General features: G+C 71.9%; 18 protein-coding genes. 8 read left to right on the forward strand and 10 right to left on the reverse strand.

The features are described 5' to 3' along the window. Window positions 1-146: 146 nt before the first annotated feature. Together ACIBEF_RS24285 and ACIBEF_RS24290 are read right to left on the reverse strand one after the other, a co-directional pair. Entirely contained in the window at window positions 147-923 is a 777-nt protein-coding gene (locus tag ACIBEF_RS24285; RefSeq protein WP_036412239.1) for an ABC transporter ATP-binding protein, read from the reverse strand. A gap of 34 nt (window positions 924-957) precedes the next feature. Beyond that, on the reverse strand, window positions 958-1,851 hold the full coding sequence (locus ACIBEF_RS24290) for an ABC transporter permease (RefSeq protein ID WP_355007110.1): 894 nt from the start codon (window positions 1,849-1,851) through the stop codon (window positions 958-960). A 180-nt stretch (window positions 1,852-2,031) separates the two neighbouring features. Here ACIBEF_RS24290 and ACIBEF_RS24295 point away from each other — a divergent pair, with 180 nt between their 5' ends. From ACIBEF_RS24295 to ACIBEF_RS24305, 3 genes are all read left to right on the forward strand, one after another. Beyond that, a complete protein-coding gene (locus tag ACIBEF_RS24295; protein ID WP_396795441.1) occupies window positions 2,032-2,670 on the forward strand; it encodes a TetR/AcrR family transcriptional regulator in 639 nt (212 codons plus the stop codon). Between the two features lie 125 nt (window positions 2,671-2,795). After that, a complete protein-coding gene (locus tag ACIBEF_RS24300) occupies window positions 2,796-4,907 on the forward strand; it encodes a DUF6077 domain-containing protein (RefSeq protein WP_396795442.1) in 2,112 nt (703 codons plus the stop codon). Between the two features lie 228 nt (window positions 4,908-5,135). After that, entirely contained in the window at window positions 5,136-6,893 is a 1,758-nt protein-coding gene (locus tag ACIBEF_RS24305) for a CDP-glycerol glycerophosphotransferase family protein (protein ID WP_396795443.1), read from the forward strand. A gap of 81 nt (window positions 6,894-6,974) precedes the next feature. On the opposite strand, the gene ACIBEF_RS24310 is transcribed toward ACIBEF_RS24305, so the two are convergent. Continuing rightward, window positions 6,975-7,313: a DUF952 domain-containing protein gene (locus tag ACIBEF_RS24310; protein WP_396795444.1), complete on the reverse strand. Its 339-nt coding sequence runs from the start codon at window positions 7,311-7,313 to the stop codon at window positions 6,975-6,977. Between the two features lie 113 nt (window positions 7,314-7,426). On the opposite strand from ACIBEF_RS24310, the gene ACIBEF_RS24315 reads away from it, so the two are divergent. From ACIBEF_RS24315 to ACIBEF_RS24325, 3 genes are all read left to right on the forward strand, one after another. Continuing rightward, window positions 7,427-7,738 (forward strand): hypothetical protein, encoded by a 312-nt coding sequence (locus ACIBEF_RS24315; protein WP_366611600.1) that lies wholly within the window; start codon window positions 7,427-7,429, stop codon window positions 7,736-7,738. Window positions 7,739-7,825: 87 nt separating this feature from the next. Continuing rightward, window positions 7,826-8,482, forward strand: a complete 657-nt coding sequence (locus ACIBEF_RS24320; RefSeq protein ID WP_357200340.1) for a response regulator transcription factor — start codon at window positions 7,826-7,828, stop codon at window positions 8,480-8,482. A 9-nt stretch (window positions 8,483-8,491) separates the two neighbouring features. Next, window positions 8,492-9,922 (forward strand): ATP-binding protein, encoded by a 1,431-nt coding sequence (locus ACIBEF_RS24325; protein ID WP_396795445.1) that lies wholly within the window; start codon window positions 8,492-8,494, stop codon window positions 9,920-9,922. 10 nt (window positions 9,923-9,932) lie between these two features. On the opposite strand, the gene ACIBEF_RS24330 is transcribed toward ACIBEF_RS24325, so the two are convergent. The 4 genes from ACIBEF_RS24330 to ACIBEF_RS24345 form a co-directional block, all read right to left on the reverse strand. Continuing rightward, window positions 9,933-10,889, reverse strand: coding sequence for a TAXI family TRAP transporter solute-binding subunit (locus ACIBEF_RS24330; RefSeq protein WP_357200346.1), 957 nt, complete (start codon window positions 10,887-10,889; stop codon window positions 9,933-9,935). A gap of 64 nt (window positions 10,890-10,953) precedes the next feature. After that, window positions 10,954-11,706: a hypothetical protein gene (locus tag ACIBEF_RS24335; RefSeq protein ID WP_396795446.1), complete on the reverse strand. Its 753-nt coding sequence runs from the start codon at window positions 11,704-11,706 to the stop codon at window positions 10,954-10,956. A gap of 106 nt (window positions 11,707-11,812) precedes the next feature. Beyond that, window positions 11,813-12,610: a peroxide stress protein YaaA gene (gene yaaA / locus ACIBEF_RS24340; RefSeq protein WP_396795447.1), complete on the reverse strand. Its 798-nt coding sequence runs from the start codon at window positions 12,608-12,610 to the stop codon at window positions 11,813-11,815. Window positions 12,611-12,675: 65 nt separating this feature from the next. Then, window positions 12,676-14,331, reverse strand: a complete 1,656-nt coding sequence (locus tag ACIBEF_RS24345; protein ID WP_396795448.1) for an ArnT family glycosyltransferase — start codon at window positions 14,329-14,331, stop codon at window positions 12,676-12,678. A gap of 173 nt (window positions 14,332-14,504) precedes the next feature. Here ACIBEF_RS24345 and ACIBEF_RS24350 point away from each other — a divergent pair, with 173 nt between their 5' ends. Further along, entirely contained in the window at window positions 14,505-15,545 is a 1,041-nt protein-coding gene (locus ACIBEF_RS24350) for a phosphatase domain-containing protein (RefSeq protein ID WP_357200355.1), read from the forward strand. 7 nt (window positions 15,546-15,552) lie between these two features. Here ACIBEF_RS24350 and glgB read toward each other — a convergent pair whose 3' ends face one another. From glgB to glgA, 3 genes are all read right to left on the reverse strand, one after another. Beyond that, the gene (gene glgB / locus ACIBEF_RS24355; protein WP_396795449.1) at window positions 15,553-17,655 is read right to left on the reverse strand and encodes a 1,4-alpha-glucan branching protein GlgB; all 2,103 of its coding nucleotides are present in this window, start codon (window positions 17,653-17,655) and stop codon (window positions 15,553-15,555) included. After that, the gene (locus tag ACIBEF_RS24360; protein WP_396795450.1) at window positions 17,643-19,808 is read right to left on the reverse strand and encodes a maltotransferase domain-containing protein; all 2,166 of its coding nucleotides are present in this window, start codon (window positions 19,806-19,808) and stop codon (window positions 17,643-17,645) included. The genes glgB and ACIBEF_RS24360 overlap by 13 nt, the downstream gene beginning before the upstream one ends. An 820-nt stretch (window positions 19,809-20,628) precedes the next feature. Further along, the gene (glgA, locus tag ACIBEF_RS24365) at window positions 20,629-21,846 is read right to left on the reverse strand and encodes a glycogen synthase (protein WP_396795451.1); all 1,218 of its coding nucleotides are present in this window, start codon (window positions 21,844-21,846) and stop codon (window positions 20,629-20,631) included. A gap of 70 nt (window positions 21,847-21,916) precedes the next feature. Here glgA and glgC point away from each other — a divergent pair, with 70 nt between their 5' ends. Beyond that, on the forward strand, window positions 21,917-23,149 hold the full coding sequence (glgC, locus tag ACIBEF_RS24370; RefSeq protein ID WP_355007131.1) for a glucose-1-phosphate adenylyltransferase: 1,233 nt from the start codon (window positions 21,917-21,919) through the stop codon (window positions 23,147-23,149). Window positions 23,150-23,157 lie beyond the last annotated feature (8 nt).

Consider the following 23,157-nt stretch of genomic DNA (forward strand, 5'->3'; position numbering starts at 1 on the left):
TGCCGGATCCTCACTCTCAGGGATGCGTTAAGGGAAGGTTCCGCCCGAGCGGCGACGGAATGAACCTTAACGCGCGGACCGCGTCGCCCCAACGCGGGCGACGCGGTCCTCAGGTGCCGTGTCGATGCCGGACGTTCGCCGGAACTCTACTTGCTGTTCGCGTACGCCTCGTACGCGCGGATGACCTCGTCGGTGGGGCCGTCCATCCGGATGACACCCGATTCCAGCCAGATCGTCCGTTCGCAGGTGTCCCGGACGGAGGAGAGCTGGTGGCTGACCAGGAACACCGTCCCCGCGCCCTCCCGCAGCTCCCGCACCCGCTGCTCGCTGCGCTTGCGGAAGCCCTTGTCGCCGGTGGCGAGCGCCTCGTCGATGAGCAGCACGTCGTGCTTCTTGGCGGCGGCGATGGAGAACCGCAGCCGGGCCGCCATGCCCGACGAGTACGTCCGCATCGGCAGGCTGGCGAAGTCCCCCCGCTCGTTGATCCCGGAGAAGTCGATGATCCCCGCGGCCTGCTTGGCCACGTCGTCGGGGTGCATGCCCATGGCCAGGCACCCGAGGACGACGTTGCGCTCCCCGGAGAGGTCGTTGAGCAGGGCGGCGTTGACGCCCAGCAGCGACGGCTGACCCTGGGTGTGGATGGCGCCCCGGTTCACCGGCAGCAGACCCGCGATGGCCCGCAGGATGGTGGACTTGCCGGAGCCGTTGCTGCCGATCAGCCCGATCGCCTCGCCCCGGTACGCGGTGAACGAGATGCCCTTGACCGCGTGCACCTCCCGGACGTTCGGCGCGTGGGTGCGCTTGACCAGCCGGCGCAGCGCGGCAACCGGCGTGGTGCCACCGGCGGCACCCTGGTGCACCCGGTAGATGATGTGCGCGTCGTCCACGACCACTGTCGGGATGCGCTCCTGGGTCCGGGTCATCGTCGCGCTCGCCTCGATGGGGGCGTCGAAGTGCTCAACCACGGCCGTACTCCTGTTCGCCGCGCCAGAAGTAGATGAAACCGCCGATGCCGGCCACCAGCGCCCAACCGGCGCCGACCAGCCAGAGCTGGGTCAGCGACTCGTTGAGCAGCGGTGCCTCCTCGAGCAGGGCGTAGCGCGCCAGCTCGATGTAGACGAGCAGCGGGTTGTACTGCACGAGGGTCGTCGCCCAGCCGGGCAGCCGGTCGAAGAGGGTGACGCTGTAGAGGACGCCGGAGCCGTACATCCAGGTCCGCATGATGAACGGCATGACCTGCTTCAGGTCACTCGACTTGGAGCCCAGCCGGGCCACCAGCAGCACGACGCCGGCGTTGAACACCGCCTGCAGCAGCAGGGCCGGCACCAGCAGCAACCACTCCCAGGTGAGCGGTTCGCCGGTGGCGAGCACGATGCCGACCAGGACCACCATCGAGGCCAGCAGTTGCTGGAACTGGGTGATCGTGGTGGACAGCGGCAGGCTGGCCCGGGGGAAGTGCAGCGCCCGGATCAGCCCCAGGTTGCTGCTGATCGACTGGGTGCCGGCCAGGACCGCGCTCTGGGTGAAGTTGAAGATGAACAACCCGGTGGTCAGGTAGGCGATGAAGTTCGGGATGCTGTTCTGTGCGAGCACCACCCCGAAGATCAGGTAGTAGACCGCCGCGTTGGTCAGCGGGGTGAGCACCTGCCAGAGCTGACCCAGCTTGGCGTTGCTGTACGAGGCGACGAGCTTGGCGTTGGCGTACGCGGCGATGAAGTGCCGGTAGGCCCAGAGTCGGCGGCTGTACTCGACGAGGCTGGGACGCTCACCGGCGACCCGTAGCCCGTGCCGAGCGGCCAGCTGCGCCTGGGTCAGGCCCGTGTCGGGGTCGACCAGCGCGGTGGTGGCCATGGAAATGGCGCTCCGATCTTTCGTGCAGACGGGGGTTGCTCGCGACGATCGAATCCTAGTGGGAAATTTGCGCGGGGCGCCGCCTCGTCGCTGCGAGGACAGTAGTCCGAAACACGTCGGGACGCAACCGTACCGTCGTTGCGCTACGCTGTCCGGCGTGACCTGCGATAAGAGCCCTCGATGACCACCGAGAAGAGGCGGGCGCCGGCCGGCGCGGCGGTGCTGCGCGACGAGATCACCACGGCGATCCGGCGGGCGCTGATGCAGGAGCTCGCCGCGGTCGGCTACGGCCGGCTCTCCATCGAGGCGGTGGCCCGGCGGGCCGGCGTCAGCAAGACGGCGATCTACCGACGGTGGAGCTCGAAGCTCGACCTGGTGCTGGAGGTCGTCGCCGCCGCGGCGCATGGCAAGCTCCCCGCACTCGACACCGGCACGCTGCGCGGTGACCTCGCGCTGCTGTTCCAGGCGGTGGCGCACGCGCTGCGCCACCCGCTGGCGTCGCAGATCATTCCGGATCTCCTGGCGGAGGCCGCCCGCAACCCCAGCATCGACGCGACCCTGCGTCAGGTGCTGCACGCCCGGCAGCAGGAGATCGGCGGTCAGCTGGTCACCCGTGCCGTGCAGCGTGGCGAGCTGCCCGCCGACACCGAGTTGGACGCCGCGATCGACCTCATCGTCGGGCCGCTCTACTGGCGGCTCGCCATCGCCCGTCTCCCACTCACCGACGGCTACCTCGACAACCTCGTCGAATCCGTGGCGGCCGGGCTCGGCGCCGACAGCGTGCTGCCCCGTCCCCGGGCGGCCCCGATGGCGGGTTGACCGGCCCTCCGACACCCGGTCGCCGGCAGCACCGGTCTCCCTGCCCGATTCCGCTACGCTGCCCCCTTGACACCCGGCCGTCACCGTGCCGATGCCCCTCATCCGCCTGACGAGTAAGGACGCCCGTGGCCAACGTCGACAGCATCGCCGTAGCGCCCGCCGAACCGGATCCGACGCCGCGGCCCGGGCAGGCATCCCGGCCCGCCGACGCCCGAGGCGGGCTGTCCCGGGTACGCGCGCTGGTGGCCGTCGCCCCGGCGGTGCTCACCGACGGCGCGGTGATCGCGTTCGCGCTCTTCACCGTGCTCTACCACCTGGCTTTCCTGGGTGACCTGCGTCCCTCGGTCACCTTCCGGATCTGGCTGGTGGCCTGTGTGGTGCTCGCGGTCGTGGCCGTGCTGCGCGCCCGCCGCCGTGCCCCGGCCGACAGCACCCCGGCCGGCAGCGCGCCGGCGGCACAGGAGGAGCCCGCCGGGGCGCGGCCCGCCGCCGACCGTCGCCTGCTCGTCGGTGTGCTGGTCGCCGCCGCCGTGGCCGCCGTCTCCGCCGGCCTGGCCAACACCAGCGTCAACGTCTCCTGGTGGATCCCGGCCGTGTCCGGCCTGCTCGCGGCCGTCGGCGGGCTGCTGCTGGTGCGCCAGGCCTGGCTGAGCGGCCCGACGCCCACCCCGGCCGCCCCGGCACCCACCCCGGCGCAGTCGGCGTACGCGCTGGTCGTCTCGGTCCTGGTCGGCATCTCGTCGTTCTTCATGGCTCGCAACACCCCGGACGACGTCTACTACGTCGGCAAGTCGGTGTGGATCGCCGAGCGTGACCTGATCCCGCTCAACGACTTCCTGTTCTCCGAGAACGTGCTGCCGTCGATGGGCTCGCAGCCGCCCATCCCGTCGATCGAGGTGTTCGACGGCGCGTTCGCCAACGTCGTCGGCATCCACGCCAGCTCGGCCCTCTGGTTCGTGCTGCTGCCGATCATGGCGGTGCTCGCAGTGCTGGCGCTGTGGCGGTTGACGCACCGGTGGGCCCCGCGCCGTCCGGTGCTCGCCTTCACCGTGGCGATCGCGTACCTCTACCTCGTCGCGGGTGGGGACGCCGCACTGGGCACGTTCCACCTTCCCCGGCTGCACGAGGGCAAGGGCATGTTCGTCTCGGCGGTCATCCCGCTGATGTGGCTCTACCTGACCGAGTGGTTCGACAACCGGTCGCGGCGCAGCCTGCTGCTCATCGTGGCGCTCTCGATCACCGCGATCGGGCTCACCAACACTGCGGCGATCATCCTGCCGATGCTGGTCGGCGCCGCCGGGTTCGCCATGCTGCTGGTCGGCCGGTGGAAGGCGGCCGTGATCGCGGCGGTCGCCGCCCTCGCGTACCCGATCGGCTCGCTGGTGGTCTCCCGCCTGGTGCTCGGCGGGATGAGCGCGACCGGCGCGGACGACGCCTTCTTCGACGCGGCGTACACCTACCGGCGAACCCTGCTGTTCGGCGTGGTCGGGGTCATCAGCGGTCTGGCGCTGTGGTGCGGCGCGTTGCTCGCCCGTCGGCGTACGCCGGCCCTGCTCGCCGCCGGCGCCGCCCTCGCGCTGAGCGTGTTGTTCGTACCCGGCGTGCTGGAGCTGTTGAGCGCGTTGAGCGGCATCTCGGTGGTGCTCTGGCGCGTGCCGTGGCTGCTCGCCCTGCCGACGCTGATCGGTCTGCTCTGCACCGTGCGCGTGCCGGCACCGACTCCGGCGCTGCGCCGGGCGGCGTCCGGGGGGATCGCGGTGCTGCTGGTCGCCTCGTTCGCCTTGTTCGCCACGCCGATGTGGTCGCCGAAGAGTTGGGTCGACGTGCACGACCGCCCCACCTGGAAGCTTCCGCAGCAGCGTCAGGCGATCGCATTCTGGATCAAGGACCTGGACCGTCCGCAGGGCCTGCTGCTCGCCCCGAAGACGATCATGCGCACCACGCCGATCGTCACCAGCGAGGTCCGGGTTGTCCTGCCTCGTGATTTCTACCTCGTCGAGTACGACCTCAACTCCCAGTTCGCGAAGGACCGACTGCTGCTCGCCGGCTTCGCGGACGGCGCCGCCAGCCCGACGCCGGCCGAGTTGACGCCGGCACTGGACCGCCTCGACGTGGGCACCATCTGCGTCTACAACGGCAACCGGTACGCCCGCGAAACCGTGCCGCAGCTGGGCTACCAGGAGTTCGCCAAGCGCAAGGCGCCCGGTGCGATGACCTGCTTCCGGCGGATCGGCTGAGCGCTTCACCCGCGTCGAGCGCCCGACCCCGTGAGCGGGTCGGGCGCGCCCCGGTGCGCAACTTTGCCCGAAATGGTGCCGGATACCCGAGCGACACCGAGCTGTCCCCTCGCGTTAAGGTCGCAGTCACACGCAGCCGGCCGCGACTGAGCCGCTGCGCGACGGGGGAGTGACGTCGGTCCATCACGGGCACCGCCCGCAACGAAATCTCGTAGGGAGCGAACTCGTTTGTTCGGCACGTTGACAGCACGCCTCGGGGTGGCCGCCCAGAGTGCGCTACTGGTACTGGCCTACCTGGTCATGCTCGTCGGTGGCGTATTCGGTTGGATCGGCCTGTTCGCCGTCGCCGGGTTGGCCGCCATCATCGGCGAGTTCGCCGTCGCCCGTTGGTCACCGCCGTCGCAACTGCTGTTGGAGAAGGTGGGCCTGCACTGGTCGTACCGGCAGCTGACCCGCGACCTCGCCGCCGTGTTGCTGGTCGTCGCCGAGGTGCGGCTCAGCGGCGGCGAGCTGACCCTCCTGCTGGTGCTGCCGGCCGCGGTGTGGGTCGTGTCGGTCTTCGCGGGTGCCCTCTCCACCATGATCGAGCGTCGTAACCCGCTCTCCGCCATGGTGCGCAACATCGAGCTGGGTCCACTGTCCAGCGCCCCCCAACCGCCCGCCTGGGCGGCGGCGGTCGCCGGTGACCGGATGCCCCTGCTCAACCTGTTGCTGGTGCCGGCCGGCGTGGCCGCCGCGGTGCAGCACGATCCCACGCCGTTCTTCGTGGCCGGCGCGGTGGCGGTCGTGGCGACGGGTCTGGTGGGCGCCATCATCGCGCTGACCTGGCTGCGGGGTCGGGGCAGCGGGCAGGGTCCGTTGCTGCCGGCGGTCCAGCGCTGGATGGAGAACTACAAGCCGGAGGTGGCGCTCTACTTCGCCGGCCCCGCCAAGGACGTCTACCAGGCGAACATGTGGCTCGCCCCGACCGAGGCGCTTCAGCAGCGCGCGGTGGTGCTGATGCGCAGCCGGGAAGCGTTCCTCGAACTGGCCGACACCCGGCTGCCGGTGATCTGCGTACCGGCCGGCGTCGACTTCATGAACCTCGACCTCGGCGGCATCCGCGCGGCGCTCTACGCCGCGAACGTCGGCGCGAACATCCACATGCTCCGCGAGCCGGGTACGAAGCACGTCTTCGTCGGGCACGGCGACAGCGACAAGCAGGCCAGCGTCAACCCCTACAGCAAGGTGTACGACGAGGTCTGGGTCGCCGGCCTGGCCGGCCGGGAGCGCTACGCGCGGGCCGGCGTGGGGGTGCTCGACTCGGACATCGTCGAGATCGGCCGGCCGCAGCTCGCCGGGGTGCACACCTTCGGCGCCGAGTCGGTGGACCGGCCGTTCACAGTGCTCTACGCGCCCACCTGGGAGGGGTGGCTCGACGACGACCCGTACCACACCTCACTGGTGCTGATGGGTGAGCGGATCGTCAAGGGGCTGCTCGCCACGAATCCCCGGGTGCGCCTGATCTACAAGCCGCACCCGCTCACCGGGTCGCGGTCCAAGGCGGCGAAGGCCGTGCACGAGCGGATCGTCTCGGCGATCCGCACGGCCGGCGGCAACCCGGACGCGTCCTCCCTGGACGGCACCGAGCACCTGGTGGTCACCGGCCGCACACCGGCGTTGTTCGACTGCTTCAACCAGACCGACCTGCTGATCAGCGACGTGTCCAGTGTGGTGTCCGACTTCGTGCAGAGCCAGCGGCCGTACGTGGTGGCCAACCCGGCCGGCCTGTCCGAGGACGATTTCCGCCGCGAGTACCCGACGGCGCGGGCCGCGTACCTGCTCTCCAAGGACTGCGGCGAGCTGGAGAAGATCGTGTCGGTCACCCGGGCCGGTGACGACCCGATGACCGAGGCCCGCCGGGAGCTGAAGACCTACCTGCTCGGCCCGGCCGAGGCGAACCCGATGGACCGCTTCCAGCAGGAGATCGAGCGGCTCTGCCGCTGAACCCCGCCGCTACGGCATCGCGCCCGGCCCGACACTGTCGGGTCGGGCGCGTCCGTGTCGGCCGGTAGGGCGGCCACCGGGTCAGCCCAGCAGGGCGGCCACCGCGTCGGCGACCGGAACGTCCGCCGGCAACGCCCGCGCCGCCACCACCGCCGCGACCGGCAGCGGGCCGTACACGTGCGGGAAGAGCTGCCCGCCGCGCGACGGCTCCCACCGCAGCGCGTCGCCCAATCGCTCCTCCTCGACGCTGAGCATCGTCAACCCGGTCGCCCCGGTGAAGTACCGTCGCGCCGTCTCGACCACCTGGTCGGCACCGGAGAGATGGATGAACCCGTCCTGCCGGTCCACCGCGGAGCCGGTGAAGGCACCGGCGGCGAGGGCGTCGTCCCATTCGGCGCTCGACAGCAGTTTGTAGATCACCACAGCAGCGTACGGGGCGGTGGTCGAAGCGCCCGCCCGGTTTTCGCCGGTACCGCCGCGCCCGTCGCCTCCCGCCGGGCATGCTCAGGTCAAGGGCCGCGGAGGGATGGGCGATGCAGAGCTACGACGACGACTGGACCGACAGCCAGCGCGCGCTGTACGACGAGTGCTACCGGGCCGGCGGTGAGTGGGCCGAGGACCCGGACACCCCGTCCGAGGACGTGCAGTACGTGATCAACCTGGCGGAGGCGGACGACGACGCCTTCCAGGACGCCGAGATCGACTACCCGCCCCTGGTCGACGCGGTCACCCAGGCCGGCGGGGTCACCGTCACCAGCGTGCCGGCCAGCCACGAGGACCCGGGTTTCCGCGGCTTCACCGACGGCGTCCGGGACGCCACCGCCGACGACACCTTCGGCCTGTAGCCCGCCCAGGGCGGGTGGGCGGCCTCCCGGTCCGCGCGCACTTCTGCCACCATTCGCAGAACAGCGCTGCGAGGGACGGGGGCACGGGTGCGGATCCTGCTGGTGGAGGACGACCGCCGGGTGGCCGCCGCGCTGTCCTCGGCCCTCACCCGCCGGGGGTACGAGGTCGAGCACGCCGCCACCGTCGCCGCCGCGCTCTCCGCCGCGCCCTGTGACCTGGTACTGCTCGACCTGACCCTGCCCGACGGGGACGGCACGGACCTGTGCCGCGAGCTGCGTCGGCGCAGCAGCCAGCTCGGCATCATCGCGGTGACCGCCCGGGGTGAGGAACGTGACCGGGTGCTGGGTCTGCGCCTGGGCGCTGACGACTACGTGGTCAAGCCGTTCTCGATGGTGGAGTTGCAGGCCCGGATCGAGGCGGTGTTGCGCCGCGCCGCGAACGCCGCGCCCGAGCGGCACCTCATCGAGGCCGGACCGGTCCGCATCGACGTGGCCGCGCGGACGGTGACCGTCGAGGGCCGTGCCGTCACGTTGACCCGCAAGGAGTTCGACGTGCTGCTCTCACTGGCCCGCCAGCCCGGGGTGGCCGTGCCCCGCGATCGGATCCTGCTCGACGCCTGGGGCACCACCTGGGCCGACCGGCACACCGTCGAGGTGCATGTCGGGTCGCTGCGCGGCAAACTCGGCGACGCCCGCCTGGTGGAGACCGTACGCGGCGTCGGCTACCGGCTGCGCGACTCGTGAGGAGCTGACGTGCGCCGTCGCCTGGTGATCAGCTATCTGCTGCTGATGGTCCTCGTCCTCATCGCGTTGGAGACACCACTGGCCGCCACCATGGCCAGCCGCGAGACCGAACGGGTCCGCGCCGACCGCCTCGCCGACGCGACCCGGTTCGCCTCGCTGGCCGGACCGGCGTTGCGTGACGGCGGGCCCGGCCCGATCGAGTCGGAGCTGACCAGCTACGACGACCTGTACGCGATCAGCGCCGCGATCGTCGACCGGGACCGGAACATCCCGGTCTCGTCGCCGGGTTGGCAGGCCAGCCCGGGGACCGCAACCGTGCTGGACGTCGCCCTGTCCGGGCAGCAGACCAGCGCCCCCGAGTCGGTCTGGCCCTGGACGACCGACCCCGTGGTGGTGGCCGTACCGATCAACGACGGCGGTGAGGTGCTCGGGGCGGTGGTGATCGTGACCCCGGCCGGCTCGATCCGCCGAGCGGTCGTCTCGTGGTGGCTGCTGCTCGCCCTGGCCGGTCTGCTCGCCGTGCTGGCCTGCGTGCTCACCGCGTTCGGGCTGGCCGGTTGGGTGCTGCGCCCGGTCACCGAACTGGACGCGGTCACCCACGAGATCGCCGAGGGCGACCGGGGTGCCCGGGTACAGCACCGGCTGGGACCGCCGGAGCTGCGCCGCCTCGCGGCCAGCTTCAACCACATGGCCGACGTGGTCTCCGACGTGATGGACCGGCAGCGTGCCTTCGTCGCCCACGCCAGCCACCAGCTGCGCAACCCGCTCACCGCGCTGCGGCTGCGGGTGGAGGAGTTGGGGCCCAGTCTCACCGACCCCGACGGTCGGTCCGAGCACCGGCTGGCCCTGGAGGAGACCGACCGGCTCGCGCTGGTGCTCGACGCGTTGCTGACCCTCGCTCGGGCCGAACGGGAGGAGAACGAGCGCGTCACGGTGGACGCCGCCGCGGTGGCCGCCTCCCGGGTGGCCGCGTGGGCGCCGCTGGCCCGGCACCGGTCGGTCGCGTTGCGGCTGGCCACGACCGACGCCCCGGCGTACGCGCAGACCGTGCCGACCGCCGTCGACCAGGCGCTGGACGCCCTCATCGACAACGCGGTGAAGTTCAGCGGGGCGGGCGGGGCGGTGACGGTGACGGTGGCCCGTCGCGACGGCGGGGTGACGCTGGAGGTCCGCGACTCCGGCCCCGGCATGACCGAGAGTCAGCTCGGCCAGGCGACCGAGCGGTTCTGGCGGGCCCCGGACGCGCAGAATGTGGACGGCGCGGGGCTCGGTCTGACCATTGCCGCCGTGCTGGTGGACGCCTCGGACGGGCGGCTCACCATGCGCCCGGGGGAGTCGCGGGGGCTGATCGCCGCCCTGTGGTTCCCGACGCCGGCCCCTCCGGTGGAGCCGGCGGCGGAGGAACCGGCCCCCGACCTGCGACCCTCCCCGGCGCGGTGAGGCCCGGCCGTCACGGTTTGGTGGCGCGGTACCAGGAGGCGGCGCCGGGGTGCAGCGACAGCGGCGCGGTGACGATCGCCGAGCGGGGGCTCATCCGTCCCGCCGCCGGATGGGCGGCGGCCAGCTCGGCCCGGCGTTCCATCAGCAGCCGGGTCACCTCACGGACCAACGGCTCCGGCAGGTCGGCCCGGACGATCAGGTAGTTCGGGTCGGCCACGGTGGTCACCGCATCCACCCCGTACACCGAGCGGGGGATGTCGCGGGAGACGTAGACCTGGCCGTACCGTGAGCGCAGCGGCTCGGTCCACTCGCTGAGGTCAACGATCCGAATGGCGCTGGCCTCGGCCAGCTCCTCGATTCCCCGTACCGGCAACCCGCCGGAGAAGAAGAACGCGTCGATCCGCCCGGAGCGCAGCGCCGCCACCGAGTCGTCCAGTCCGAGCCGTTCCCGGCGCACCTCGTCACCACCGAGGCGGGCCACCTCCAGCAGCCGGGTCGCGGTGATCTCGGTGCCCGAGCCGGCCGCGCCGACGGAGACTCGCCGGCCGCGCAGGTCGGCGACGGTGCGGACCGGGCCGCCGCTCGTGGTGACCAGGTGCAGTTGGTCGTCGTACACCCGGGCGACGGCGTCGACAGCAGGGCTTCCCGCCGTGCTGGTGGGCAGCACATCAGCCTGGGTGAAGCCCAGCTCGGCCCCGCCAGAGCCGACGAGTTGGACGTTCTCCGCCGAGGCGGCGGTGATCACCACGCTGGCCCGCACGTCGGGGAGTTCCCGGTTGAGGATGGCTGCCAGGGACCGCCCGAACGCGTAGTAGACAGCGGTGGGGCTGCCGGTGGCGATCCGGATCGACGTCGGCTCGGTCGGGGCGTCCCGGCAGCTGGCGATGGCCAGGTTCGCGATCAGCAGCACCGTCGACAGGGCGGCCAGGCCGGCGCGGCGGGACGAGGTACGACTCACGCGGTGCACTGTGCGCCGTCGGGCGGGTGCGCGCAAGCCCCGGTTGGCGATGTGCCGGACGGTCGGGACCCGATCAGCAGGCCGCGCGACCTGCCGGCGCCACGACCACGCCCCGTGCCGACGCCGGGGTCATCCCGCGCGCCGTCGCCGTCCCGGGTTCCGCCATCGGGCCGCGCGCCGGCTCCAACGCCGCGCTGCGCAGGATCCGCTGCCGGTCCGGGCCGTCGGCCACGCTGACCAGGAAGCAACCGGTGCCGGGGCGGAGCCGGGCCGGTACGTCGAGCACGGCCGCTCCCCGGATCAGCACCGCGGCGAGCTCCCGGTCGGTGAGCCGGACACCGAGGATGTGCCGCCGGACGTGCCGCCCGGCGGCCAGCAACGCCGAGCGCCAGGCTGCCTCCGCCAGGCGGGTCACCAACCGTCGGCGGGCCGGTGAGGCACCGGGCAGCGGCCCGCCGAGCAGCTCGCGTCGCCCCTGCCACCAGCCCGCGTCCAACATCCGGGTGTACGCGCCCTGGTGCTCCCGGGGCACCCACAGCCGGTGCAGCTCGTAGCGGCGACGCAGGCCGCCGACGGCCACCTCGTGGGTGACCGGGATGTCCAGCCGGTTGAGCAGTTGCCGCATCCGCTGCGCGGCGTCCTCCCGGTTGAACTCCACCCCGGCGGTGTGCTCTGCCCGGACCGCGCTGGGCCGGGCGGCGGTCGGTGGTGGTGTGCAGCGCAGCAGGCAGGCAGCCTCGAACGCGTCGCCCAGGGTCAGCCAGCCCAACGGGGATGGGGTGGTCGGGGTGTGCGGCCGGTCGAGCAGGGCGGGTTCGTGGGTCAACGGAGGCTCCCTTGTCGGAGTCTGGGTTGCCCTACCGTGGCCCCTGCCACGCCGTTACGGAACTCCTCCGGCCCAGCCTTGAGCAAATCTTGCGGCTGCGGTGCCGCTAGAGGTCGGTGACCACCAGATCCACCTGCCGCATCCGTCCGGGAGCGGTGGACTGCTCCACCACTGTGTGCTTCAGCTCCCGCAGCGTGCCGACCAGCTCCGCGGCGGTGCGCGGCCGGGCGCCGGCGACGAGCAGGTCCCGGACCAGTCGCCCCTTTGTCGCCTTGTTGAAGTGGCTGACCACCGAGCGGACCGGCACGCCGTCGACCTCCCGCTCGTGCAGCACCCGCACGGTGACGGTGCGCTCGGCCAGCTCGCCGCGCGGCGTCCAGGTGGCCCCGTACGCGCCGGAGCGCAGGTCCAGCACCGGGCCGCGCCCGGCGGCGCCGTCCACCGTCGGCGTCAGCTCCCTGCGCCAGTACGTCGACAGCGCCCCGACGTCGGGCAGGCGGGCACCGATCGGGCAGCGGTACGGCGGAATCCGGTCGGCCAGTCGGACCGCGCCCCACAGCCCGGAGCTGATCAGGATCGACCGGCGGGCCGCCCGCTGCGCCGTGGCCGGCAACGAGGCCAGGTCCAACGCCTCGTAGAGCACCCCCGTGTAGAGCCGCTCGGCCGGCGCGGTGGCCGCCTCCCGCAGCCGGGCGTTGCGCCGCAGTTCGCCCCGCTGGCCCTCGCTGAGGCCGAGCGCCGCCCGCGCGGCCTCCTCGTCCGGCCCGGCGCTCAGCGCCACCAGGGCGTCCAGCACCCGCTCGCGGGCCGGGTTCAGCTCGGGCAGCGAGAGCCGGTCCGGGGTCCAACGCCGTCCGGTGCCGGCGTCGGCCTTCCCCTCCGAGGGCGGCAACAGGATGAGCATGGGTCTCCTCGACGGGCGAAACGGCGGCGCCCCACGCGCCGGCCCGGCCAGCGTACGACCAGCCCCTACCGCCAGGGCCGCACCGGGGTGTCGGGGTGGTACACGCGATAGCCGCCGACCTCCCGCACCGGCGAGGCGTCGGCCCGGTCGGCGAGCAGCCTCCGCAACCGCCGGTCCATCGGCGAGTCGATCTCCACCACGTAGCCCGGCCGCTCGGCCCGCCCCACCTGCCGCCAGTACGGTCGGTAGCGGTTCTGCCCCGGTGACAGGTTCCCGTCGAGCACCCCGCAGACCACCGACTCATCCGTGTTGAAGATCAACCGGTTGCAGGTCCAGTAGTCCCCGTACACCTCATGGGGTCCGTCGGCGCGCAGCGCGGCGGCCAGCTCCCGGGCCTGGCGTTCCTCGGTCCGCGACGCCGCGGTGCCGGTGGCCGCGAACAGCACGGTGATCACCAGGGTGGTCACGGTCAGCGCGGCCAGCACCGCGGCGGACAGCGCGCCGGTGAATCGCCCCAGCACGCTGCTGGTGCCCCGCCAGGCCGTCAACGCCGCCACCCAGAGCGGCCAGAGCACCGCCGGCAACGACAGTTGCAGCACCGACAGGTAGCGGGCGTTGTCCAGCGGGCTGGTCGCGGCGAGCGGACTGCGCACGTACGACAGCAGTGTCAACGCCGCGCCGGCGACCAACGCGAGCTGCACGACCGGCCCGACCCGCTCCCCACGCAGCCCGCCGGCCCCGCGTCCGACCCGCTCCGCACGCGGCGCCCCGGCGGCGCGCCGGTACGCGAGCACAGCGAGTGCCGCGCCGGCCAGCAGCAGGACCGGGTACAACACACCAAACCACTGCTGCCAGCGTCCGCAACCGTCCACCGGGCAGAGCCCGTGCGCCAGCGGCACGCCCTCCAACAGGCCGCCCCGGACCCGGTCAGACCACGGCGGCTGCGGGCCGACCTTGGTGCTGACCTGCCGGAACACTGACAGTGAGTCGTCACCGGGCCCGGCCCGAACGTTGTCGACGATCATCGGGGCGACGCCGACGACCACCCCCGCCACCAGCAGCAGACCGGACCAGCCGAGCAGCTCCCGCCGTAGCGCCCAGACCAGGGCCAACCCGGCGACCGCGAGGTACGGCAGGATCAGCCAGTCCGACCAGACGGCCAGCCCGACGAGCAGCCCGAAGAGGCCGACCGCCAACCGCCGTCGGTGGACCGTGCCGGCAGCCAGCCCCACGGTGATCAGCAGCATCAGCAGCACCGCCGGCTTCACCTCCGGCCGCCCGCCGACGACGGTGAGCTGGTCGCGCACCACCCGCTCCGGCCCGAGCGCGAGCAGACCCACCACGAAGGCGGCGAACCACGGGGTGCAGAGGCGGCGGGTCAACCGGTGGATCAGGTAGAGGAAGACCGCGTACAGCGCGAGCATCGGCAGGCGCAGCACCGGCCAGCTCGGCCCGGCCACCGCCACCAGGGGAGCGGCCAGGTATGACTCCAGCATCCCCATGTAGTGCTGGCCGTAGAGGAAGACCGGGCGTTCCCGACCCTGCCCGATGTGCAGCGCGGCGAGACCGAACGTCGCCTCGTCGCTGTTCGACACCGGCACCGTGAACAGCGTCAGGACCAGCCGGTAGACGACACCGGCGAGCCCGAACAGCAGCGCGGCGAGCGCCGGTCGATCGAGTCGCGGGCGCCATCGCCCACGGTGCTGCTCTGGATGCGACACGACCAACGCCCCCGTCGTCGTCCCGACCGGAGTGTTTCACGTTCGGCCGGGCCGCCGAGGCCGATCGGCGCAGCCCGGTGGGGCCGGGTCGGCCACCCGGGGGCGGGGCCGGACCGGCGCGGCCGAGCTCTGCTCGCGTGGCCGTGGCTGTCGACGTGTGGCAGGGTTGGCCCGTGCCACCCACTCCCGCCGGCCAACTGGCCGTTCCGAACCTGCACCGGGCCGCGCGGATCGAGGACGCCGTGCACCAGCTCGTCGAGCGCCGGCTGCGCCGCACCGGCTGGCGGGTCAACATCGTCGCGTACACCGGCTACGGCGCGCCGGGTTGGGTGCGGGTGATGTGTCGGGTGCTGCTGGGCCGTCCGGACACCCGTCAGCGGGGTCGGCTCGACAAGGTCCGCGGCTGGCGCAGCTTCACGACGTTGCCCAACAAGCACGTCACGGTGACCATCGAGGCCGGCGGGGTGCGACACGAGACGCGGGCCGACCGCAGCGGCTTCGTCGACACGCTGGTCGAGGCGGACCTGCCGCCCGGTTGGGGCACGGTCCGGCTCAGCGTCCCGGACGCCGAGCCGGTCGACGCCCCGGTGCGCATCCTCGACCCGGAGGTCAAGTTCGGCATCATCTCCGACATCGACGACACGGTGATGGTGACCGCGCTGCCCCGGCCGCTGCTCGCCGCATGGAACACGTTCGTGCTCGACGAGCACGCCCGCAACGCGGTGCCCGGCATGGCGGTGCTCTACGAGCGGCTGGTCACCGCGCACCCCGGCGCACCGGTCTTCTACCTCTCCACCGGCGCCTGGAACGTGGCCCCGACCCTGACCCGCTTCCTGTCCCGCCACCTCTACCCGGCCGGGCCGCTGCTGCTCACCGACTGGGGCCCGACCGCCGACCGCTGGTTCCGCAGCGGCATGGAACACAAGCGGTCCACCCTGGCCCGGCTGGCCAAGGAGTTCCCCGACGTGCGCTGGCTGCTCGTCGGCGACGACGGCCAGCACGACCAGGAGATCTACCGGGAGTTCGCCGCCGCCCACCCGGAGAACGTCGCCGGGGTGGCGATCCGCCGCCTCTCCCCAACCCAGTCGGTGCTGGCCGGCACCCTGCCCGCCCCCGCCGGCCGCCCGTCGTCGGGGCCGGTGGGGCAGAAGTGGCTGTCCGCCCCGGACGGCGCCGGCCTCTGGCAACTGCTCCGCGACGCCGGCCTGGTCTGACCGGGGATCAGCCCTGGCGGAGCCAGACGGCGCCCAACGGCGGGACCTGGAGGGCCGCCGAGGCCACCATCCCGTGCCACGGCACGTCCTCGGCCCGTACCTCGCCCAGGTTGCCCACCCCCGACCCGCCGTAGTGGTGGGCGTCGGTGTTGAGCACCTCCTGCCAGGTGCCGCCGGCCGGCAGGCCGATCCGGTAGTCGTGCAGCGGCTGGGCGGAGAAGTTCGCCACGCACACCAGCGTCGAGCCGTCCGGGGCGATCCGGACGAACGACACGGTGTTGTTGGCGACGTCGTCGCCGGCGATCCAGCGGAAGCCCGCCGGCTCGGTGTCCTGTGCCCAGAGCGCCGGAGTGTCGCGGTAGACCCGGTTGAGGTCACCGACGAGTCGTTGCACACCGGCGCGGGCCGGGTCGTGGAGCAGGTACCAGTCGAGGCCGCGCTCCTCGCTCCACTCCCGGTCGTCGGCCATCTCGGAGCCCATGAAGAGCAGTTGCTTGCCGGGGTGCGCCCACATGTACGCCAGCAGCGCCCGCACGTTCGCCAGCCGCTGCCAGGTGTCGCCGGGCATCTTGCCGGCCAGTGAGCCCTTGCCGTGCACCACCTCGTCGTGGCTGATCGGCAGCACGTAGTTCTCGCTCCAGGCGTACGCCAGGGAGAAGGTGAGCTGGTGGTGGTGGTGCTGGCGGTAGATCGGGTCCTTCGAGGTGTAGAGCAGGGTGTCGTGCATCCAGCCCATGTTCCACTTGAACCCGAAGCCCAGCCCGCCGTCGGCGGTGGGGCGGGTGACCCCCGGCCAGGCGGTGGACTCCTCGGCGATCATGACGACGCCGGCGTGGTGCTTGTAGACCGTCGCGTTCACCTCCTGCAGGAACGCGATGGCCTCCAGGTTCTCCCGGCCGCCGTACTTGTTGGGGGCCCACTCGCCGTGGTTGCGGGAGTAGTCCAGGTAGAGCATGGAGGCGACCGCGTCGACCCGCAGCCCGTCGACGTGGAACTGGTCGCACCAGTAGAGCGCGTTGGCGACCAGGAAGTTGCGGACCTCGTTGCGGCCGAAGTCGAAGACGTACGTGCCCCAGTCGGGGTGCTCGCCGCGCCGTGGGTCGGGGTGCTCGTAGAGCGGGGTGCCGTCGAACCGCGCGAGGGCCCACTCGTCCTTCGGGAAGTGCGCGGGCACCCAGTCCAGGAGTACGCCGATGCCGGCCTCGTGCAGCCGGTCCACCAGGTACCGGAACTCGTCCGGGTCGCCGAACCGGGAGGTCGGCGCGTAGTAGCCGGTCACCTGGTAGCCCCAGGAGCCGCCGAACGGGTGCTCCATGACGGGCAGGAACTCCACGTGCGTGAAGCCCAGCTCGGTGACGTACGCGGTGAGCTGCTCGGCCAACTCGCGATAGCCCAGGCCGGGCCGCCACGAGCCGAGGTGCACCTCGTAGACGCTCATCGGTTCCTGGTGCGGCTGCCGTTCGGCCCGCCGGGCCAGCCAGTCCGCGTCGTTCCACCGGTACGTCGAGTGGTGCACCACCGAGGCGGTGGCCGGCGGCACCTCGGCGTATGCCGCGAGCGGGTCGGCCTTGTCCCGCCACTGCCCGTCGGCGCCCAGTACCCGGTACTTGTAGCGGGCCCCGACCCGGGCGTTGGGGACGAACAGCTCCCACACCCCGCTGGAGCCGAGCGACCGCATCGGCCAGCCGTCGTCGGGGCCCCAGCCGGTGAAGTCGCCGATCACCCGCATCCCACGGGCGTTGGGTGCCCAGACGCTGAACGCCACGCCCTCGTCGAAGACCCGGGCGCCGAGCGCCTCCCACAGTCGCTCGTGCCGGCCCTCGCGGATCAGGTGCAGGTCCAGCTCACCGAGGGTCGGCGGGTAGCGGTACGGGTCGTCGTGGGCGGTGCCGTCGACCTCGACCCGGTAGTCGAGCACCGTGCCGTCGACCTGTGCCTCGAAGACGCCCATGTCGTGCACCCGCTTCATCGGGTGTCGCTCGTCGCCGACGAGCAGCGCGACGTCGCCGGCGCCCCGGCGCATCGTGCGGATCGTCGTCGAGCCGTCGGCGGGGTGCGCGCCGAGCAGCGCGTGCGGGTCGTGCGTCGCGCCGGAGATCAGCTGGTCCATCGGTCGTCCTTCGGGGCGGCGTCGGTCGGTGCGGAGGCGGGCGGGCGGGCGGGCGACCGGCGCGGAGGGGTCGGAACAGGGCCTGACCGGCGGGGCGGAGTCGGCACGGGTGCGGTCGGCGCGGTGCCGCCGGACAGCTCCGCCGGGACGTCGGCGACGGTGAGATCCGCCGGTTCGACGCCGGCGGGTTCCGGCGCGGCGGGTGCGACCGGGCGGCGCACGGTCAGCACGTGCGCGGGTTGCAGGTACGGGTCGAGGCGTACCGCGTTGCGCTGACCCCAGTCGTAACTCGTGCCGGTCACCTCGTCGTACACGGTGAACCGCTCATGCCAGTCGAAACCGAGCGCCGGCATGTCGAGCGTCGTGTTGCCCCACTGCACGGCGCGCGGGTCGAACGAGCAGATCACGATGACCGTGTTGCCGGTCTCCGCGTCGTGCTTCGACCAGCAGAGCAGCGCCGGGTTGTCGATCTCGTGGAAGCGCAGGTTGCGAAGCTGGTGCAAGGCCGGGTTGTCCCGGCGTACCCGGTTGAGGGTGGTCAGGAACGGTGCCAGCGAACGGCCCTGCGCCTCCGCTGCGGCCCAGTCCCGGGGTCGCAGCTCGTACTTCTCGTTGTCCAGGTACTCCTCGGCGCCCGGCCGGGCCACGTGCTCGAACAGCTCGTAGCCCGCGTACAGGCCCCAGGAGGGGGAGAGCAGCGCGGCCAGCACCGCCCGGATCTTGAACATCGGCGGGCCGCCGTGCTGCAACGACTCGTGCAGGATGTCCGGGGTGTTCGGCCAGAAGTTCGGCCGCATGTAGTCGGCCGCCTCGATCAACTCCTCGCAGTACGCCCGCATCTCGGCGGCCGTCGTGCGCCAGGTGAAATAGGTGTACGACTGAGTGAAGCCGATCTTGCCGAGGCCGTGCATGATCGCCGGCCGGGTGAACGCCTCGGCCAGGAACAGCACGTCCTCATCGACCGCCTTGACCTCGGCGATCAGCCAGTGCCAGAAGTCGAACGGCTTGGTGTGCGGGTTGTCCACCCGGAAGATCCGAATGCCCTCGCCGACCCAGTGCAGCACCACCCGCAGCACCTCGGCCCGGATGCCCTCCGGGTCGTTGTCGAAGTTGACCGGGTAGATGTCCTGGTACTTCTTCGGCGGGTTCTCCGCGTACGCGATGCTGCCGTCGGCGCGGGTGGTGAACCACTCCGGGTGTTCGGTGACCCACGGGTGGTCCGGCGCGCACTGCAACGCCAGGTCCATCGCCACTTCCAGGCCCTGTGCCGCCGCCGCCTGGATGAAGGCCCGGAAGTCCGCCGGCGTACCCAGGCCGGGGTGGATCGTGTCGTGACCGCCCTCGGCGGCGCCGATCGCCCACGGTGAGCCCACGTCGGTCGGCCCGGCGGTGAGCGCGTTGTTCGGGCCCTTGCGGTTGACCCGGCCGATCGGGTGGATCGGCGGCAGGTAGAGCACGTCGAAGCCCATCGCGGCCACCCCTGGCAGCCGCTCGGTGGCGGTCACGAAGGTGCCGGACCGGCCGCCCGCCGCTCCTTCGGAGCGGGGGAAGAACTCGTACCAGGCCGAGTAGAGCGCCCGCTTGCGGTCAACCCAGATCGAGTACGTGTCACCGGCGGTGACCAGCTCCCGCACCGGGTGCTCCCAGAGCAGGTCGGCCAGGGCCAGCGCCGGGCCGACCCGCTGGGCCAGCGGCAGGTCGGTGTCGACCAGCGCGGTGAGCGCATCGGCGACCCGGGGCCGGTCGGCGGCGGGCACGAGGCCCCGGGCGGCGGCGAGGACCCGGGCGCCCTCGGCCAGGTCGTTGGCTAAGTCCTCCGGCCCCTGCCCGGCGGCGATCTTCTTGGTCACCGCGTTCTGCCAGGTCAGGTACGGGTCCTGGAACGCCTCGACGGAGAAGGTCCACGAGCCGACGGCGTCCGGTGCGATGGTGGCGTGCCAGCGGTCCTGGCCGGGCTCGCCGGGGCGCATCCGGGTGAACGGCCGGCTCGCGCCGTCCGGCCCCGCCCACACCACGTTGCAGCCCAGCGCGTCGTGCCCCTCCCGGTAGGCGCGCGCCGACACCGGAACCGGCTCGTCGACCACCGCCTTGGCCGGGTATCGCCCGCACGAGACGACGGGGGAGACGTCTTCGATCGGGAACCGTCCAGTCACCCCGCCAACCTACTGCGCGAGATCCGTTCTCGCGCGGTCAAGCCTGCCGGTCCGCCCCACACCTGGGGACGCACGGCAAGATCCGCGCACTTGCGGGGAAGTTGCTGCCTCAATGCCCCGTCCACGCGGCAGCTTCCACGTCGGCGCGTCAGCCGGCGTAGGGATGCGGTCGAGGAGGTGCCTCAACCCGTCCGCCGCCATGGCTCAGCATCGTGGCAGCCGGCCATCCCAGCGTCGAGCGAATACCCGGGAGTCAGACGGGCGGCGGACGCTGCTCGGGTCGGCTTTCGTCGACCCTGCCGACATCGCCGAGGTGGCGGTGCGGGCTCTCACGGACCCGATGCCGCACAACACCAACCACATCATCACCGGACCAGAACTGGCCGCACGCCACAGCGCGAACGGCATACCGCCGGACTTCTGCCGGGACCGCCTACGCGGCGTCGGCCCGACCCGAGTGGCTGGTGGCTGGTGAGGAATGGCGGTCGGACTCTCCCCGAACCGGGCCCGTTGCTCGCCTCGGCGGGTCGAGCCCTGGGGACGGACGTTGCGGTGAGCGTGATGACACAGGGGCATCTTGATGACTCAGGGACATCACGCTCGCCGGGGTGTTGCCTCGCGCGGAGGTCACTCTCCGTTGCGCACCGGCACGACGCGAGGCGATCTTCCTGGCACCCAACAACTTTCCCCGGCTGGACTGTGACCTGCCCACAGCGGGCGTACCGGTCACGAAGGGCCTCGACGATGCGGTCGTGCCGCCGGGGTCAACATCGACCTGATCCGCATCGCCGCGAGCGCGCCGATCTGACGTCCGTCCTCCTCAGGCCGCGCCGACGGAGCGGTAGACCTCCAGGGTCTGCCGGGCGATGGCGTCCCAGGAGAAATGCTCCACCGCGCGCCGCCGGCCGGCCAGGCCGAACCGCTCGGTGCGCGCCGGGTCGGCGAGCAGCGTGTTGATCGCGGCCGCCAGGTCGGCCACGAAGCGTTCCGGGTCCAGTGGGGTGCCGGAGCCGTCGGTGGCCTGCGCGATCGGCACCAGCAGGCCGGTCTCGTCGTCGGCCACGACCTCGGGGATGCCGCCGGTCGCGGTCGCCACCACGGCCGTCTCGCAGGCCATCGCCTCCAGGTTGACGATGCCCATCGGTTCGTAGACCGACGGGCAGACGAACACGGTGGCGTGCGTCAGCACCTGGATCACCTCGGGCTTGGGCAGCATCTCGGCCACCCAGACCACGCCGGAACGGTTGGCCCGCAGCTCGGCGACCAACTCCTCCACCTCGGCGGCGATCTCGGCGGTGTCCGGCGCGCCCGCGAGCAGGACGAGCTGGGTGTCCGCCGGCAAGTCCCGGGCGGCCCGGAGCAGGTACGGCAGCCCCTTCTGCCGGGTGATCCTGCCCACGTAGACCACGCTGGGGCGGGACGGGTCGACCCCGAGCCGGTCGAGCACGTCGGTGCCCTGATCCGGGGCGTACTGGACGGTGTCGATGCCGTTGTAGACCACCCGGACCCGGTCGGGGTCGATCTGCGGGTACGCGGTGAGCACGTCGTTGCGCATCCCGCCACTGACCGCGATCACCGCGTCGGCGGCCTCCATCGCGGTGCGCTCGATCCAGGAGGAGAGCGCGTAACCGCCGCCGAGCTGCTCAGCCTTCCACGGCCGCAGCGGCTCCAGGCTGTGCGCGGTCACCACGTGCGGCACCCCGTGCAGCAGCTTCGCGGTGTGGCCGGCCAGGTTCGCGTACCACGTGTGGCTGTGCACCACGTCGGTGCCGGCCGCGCCGGCGGCCATCTCCAGGTCCACGCCCATCGTGCGCAGCGCGGCGTTCGCACCGGTCAGGCCCGGCGGTTCGGCGTACGCGGTGACGCCCGGCTCGGTGCGCGGCAGGCCGAAGCAGTGCACCCGTACGTCGGCGAGGCCGCGCAACTCCCGAGCCAGGTACTCGACGTGCACGCCCGCGCCGCCGTAGACCTCCGGTGGGTACTCGCGGGTGAGCAGATCGACGCGCAGGGATCCGGTGGCCGGGGAGGAGTCGGTCATGTGCGCACCCTAGTGCAGAAGACTCCCCGTACGAGTGGTGAAGTGGGACGCGGGTGGATAGCGTCGGGGCATGGCTGCCAAGGTGCTCGCGATCGTCCTGGCGGGTGGGGAGGGCAAGCGCCTGATGCCACTCACCACGGACCGGGCCAAGCCGGCCGTCCCGTTCGGCGGGATGTACCGCATGGTCGACTTCGTCCTCTCCAACCTGGCCAACGCCGGCTATCTGAAGATCGTCGTGCTGACCCAGTACAAGTCCCATTCCCTCGACCGACACATCACCAAGACCTGGCGGATGTCCACGCTGCTCGGCAACTACGTCACCCCGGTGCCCGCGCAGCAGCGCCGTGGCCCGTGGTGGTTCGCCGGTTCGGCCGACGCCATCTACCAGAGCTTCAACTTGATCAACGACGAGCAGCCTGACTACGTGATCGTCTTCGGCGCCGACCACATCTACCGGATGGACCCGCGGCAGATGGTGGAGGACCACATCGCGTCCGGCGCGGCGGTGACCGTCGCCGGCATCCGCCAGCCGCTGTCGATGGCCGACCAGTTCGGCGTCATCGAGGTCGGCGAGGACGGCAAGCGCATCCGCGCGTTCCGGGAGAAGCCGACCGACGCGGTGGGCCTGCCCGACGCGCCGGACGAGATCTACGCCTCGATGGGCAACTACGTGTTCACCACCCGGGCACTGTGCGAGGCGGTCGAACGCGACGCGGAGGACAAGTCCAGCAAGCACGACATGGGCGGCAGCATCATCCCGATGCTCGTCGAGCGGGGCGAGGCCAACGTCTACGACTTCCGCGACAACGAGGTGCCGGGCAGCACCGACCGGGACCGTGGCTACTGGCGCGACGTCGGGACGCTCGACTCGTTCTACGACGCGCACATGGATCTGATCAACGTGCACCCGGTCTTCAACATGTACAACTTCGACTGGCCGATCTACACCGAGCAGCCGCCGTGGCCGCCGGCGAAGTTCGTCCACCAGTGGGGTGAGCGGGTCGGCCGTGCGGTCGGCTCGATGGTTTCCCCGGGCGTGGTGATCTCCGGCTCGTTGGTGGAGAACTCGATCGTCTCGCCGAAGGTGCGGGTGCACTCCTGGGCGCACGTCGAGGGCTCGGTGCTGATGGAGGGTGTGGAGATCGGCCGGCACGCGGTGGTCCGGCGGGCCATCCTGGACAAGAACGTGTTCGTCCCGGAGGGCGTCGAGATCGGCGTCGACCTGGAGAAGGACCGGCAGCGTTACACCGTTTCCGACAACGGCATCGTGGTGATCGGCAAGGGCCAGAAGGTCGAGCCGTGACCGACAGG

Origin of the sequence: Micromonospora sp. NPDC050795 (assembly GCF_044456785.1) — a bacterium.
Lineage (GTDB): Bacteria > Actinomycetota > Actinomycetes > Mycobacteriales > Micromonosporaceae > Micromonospora.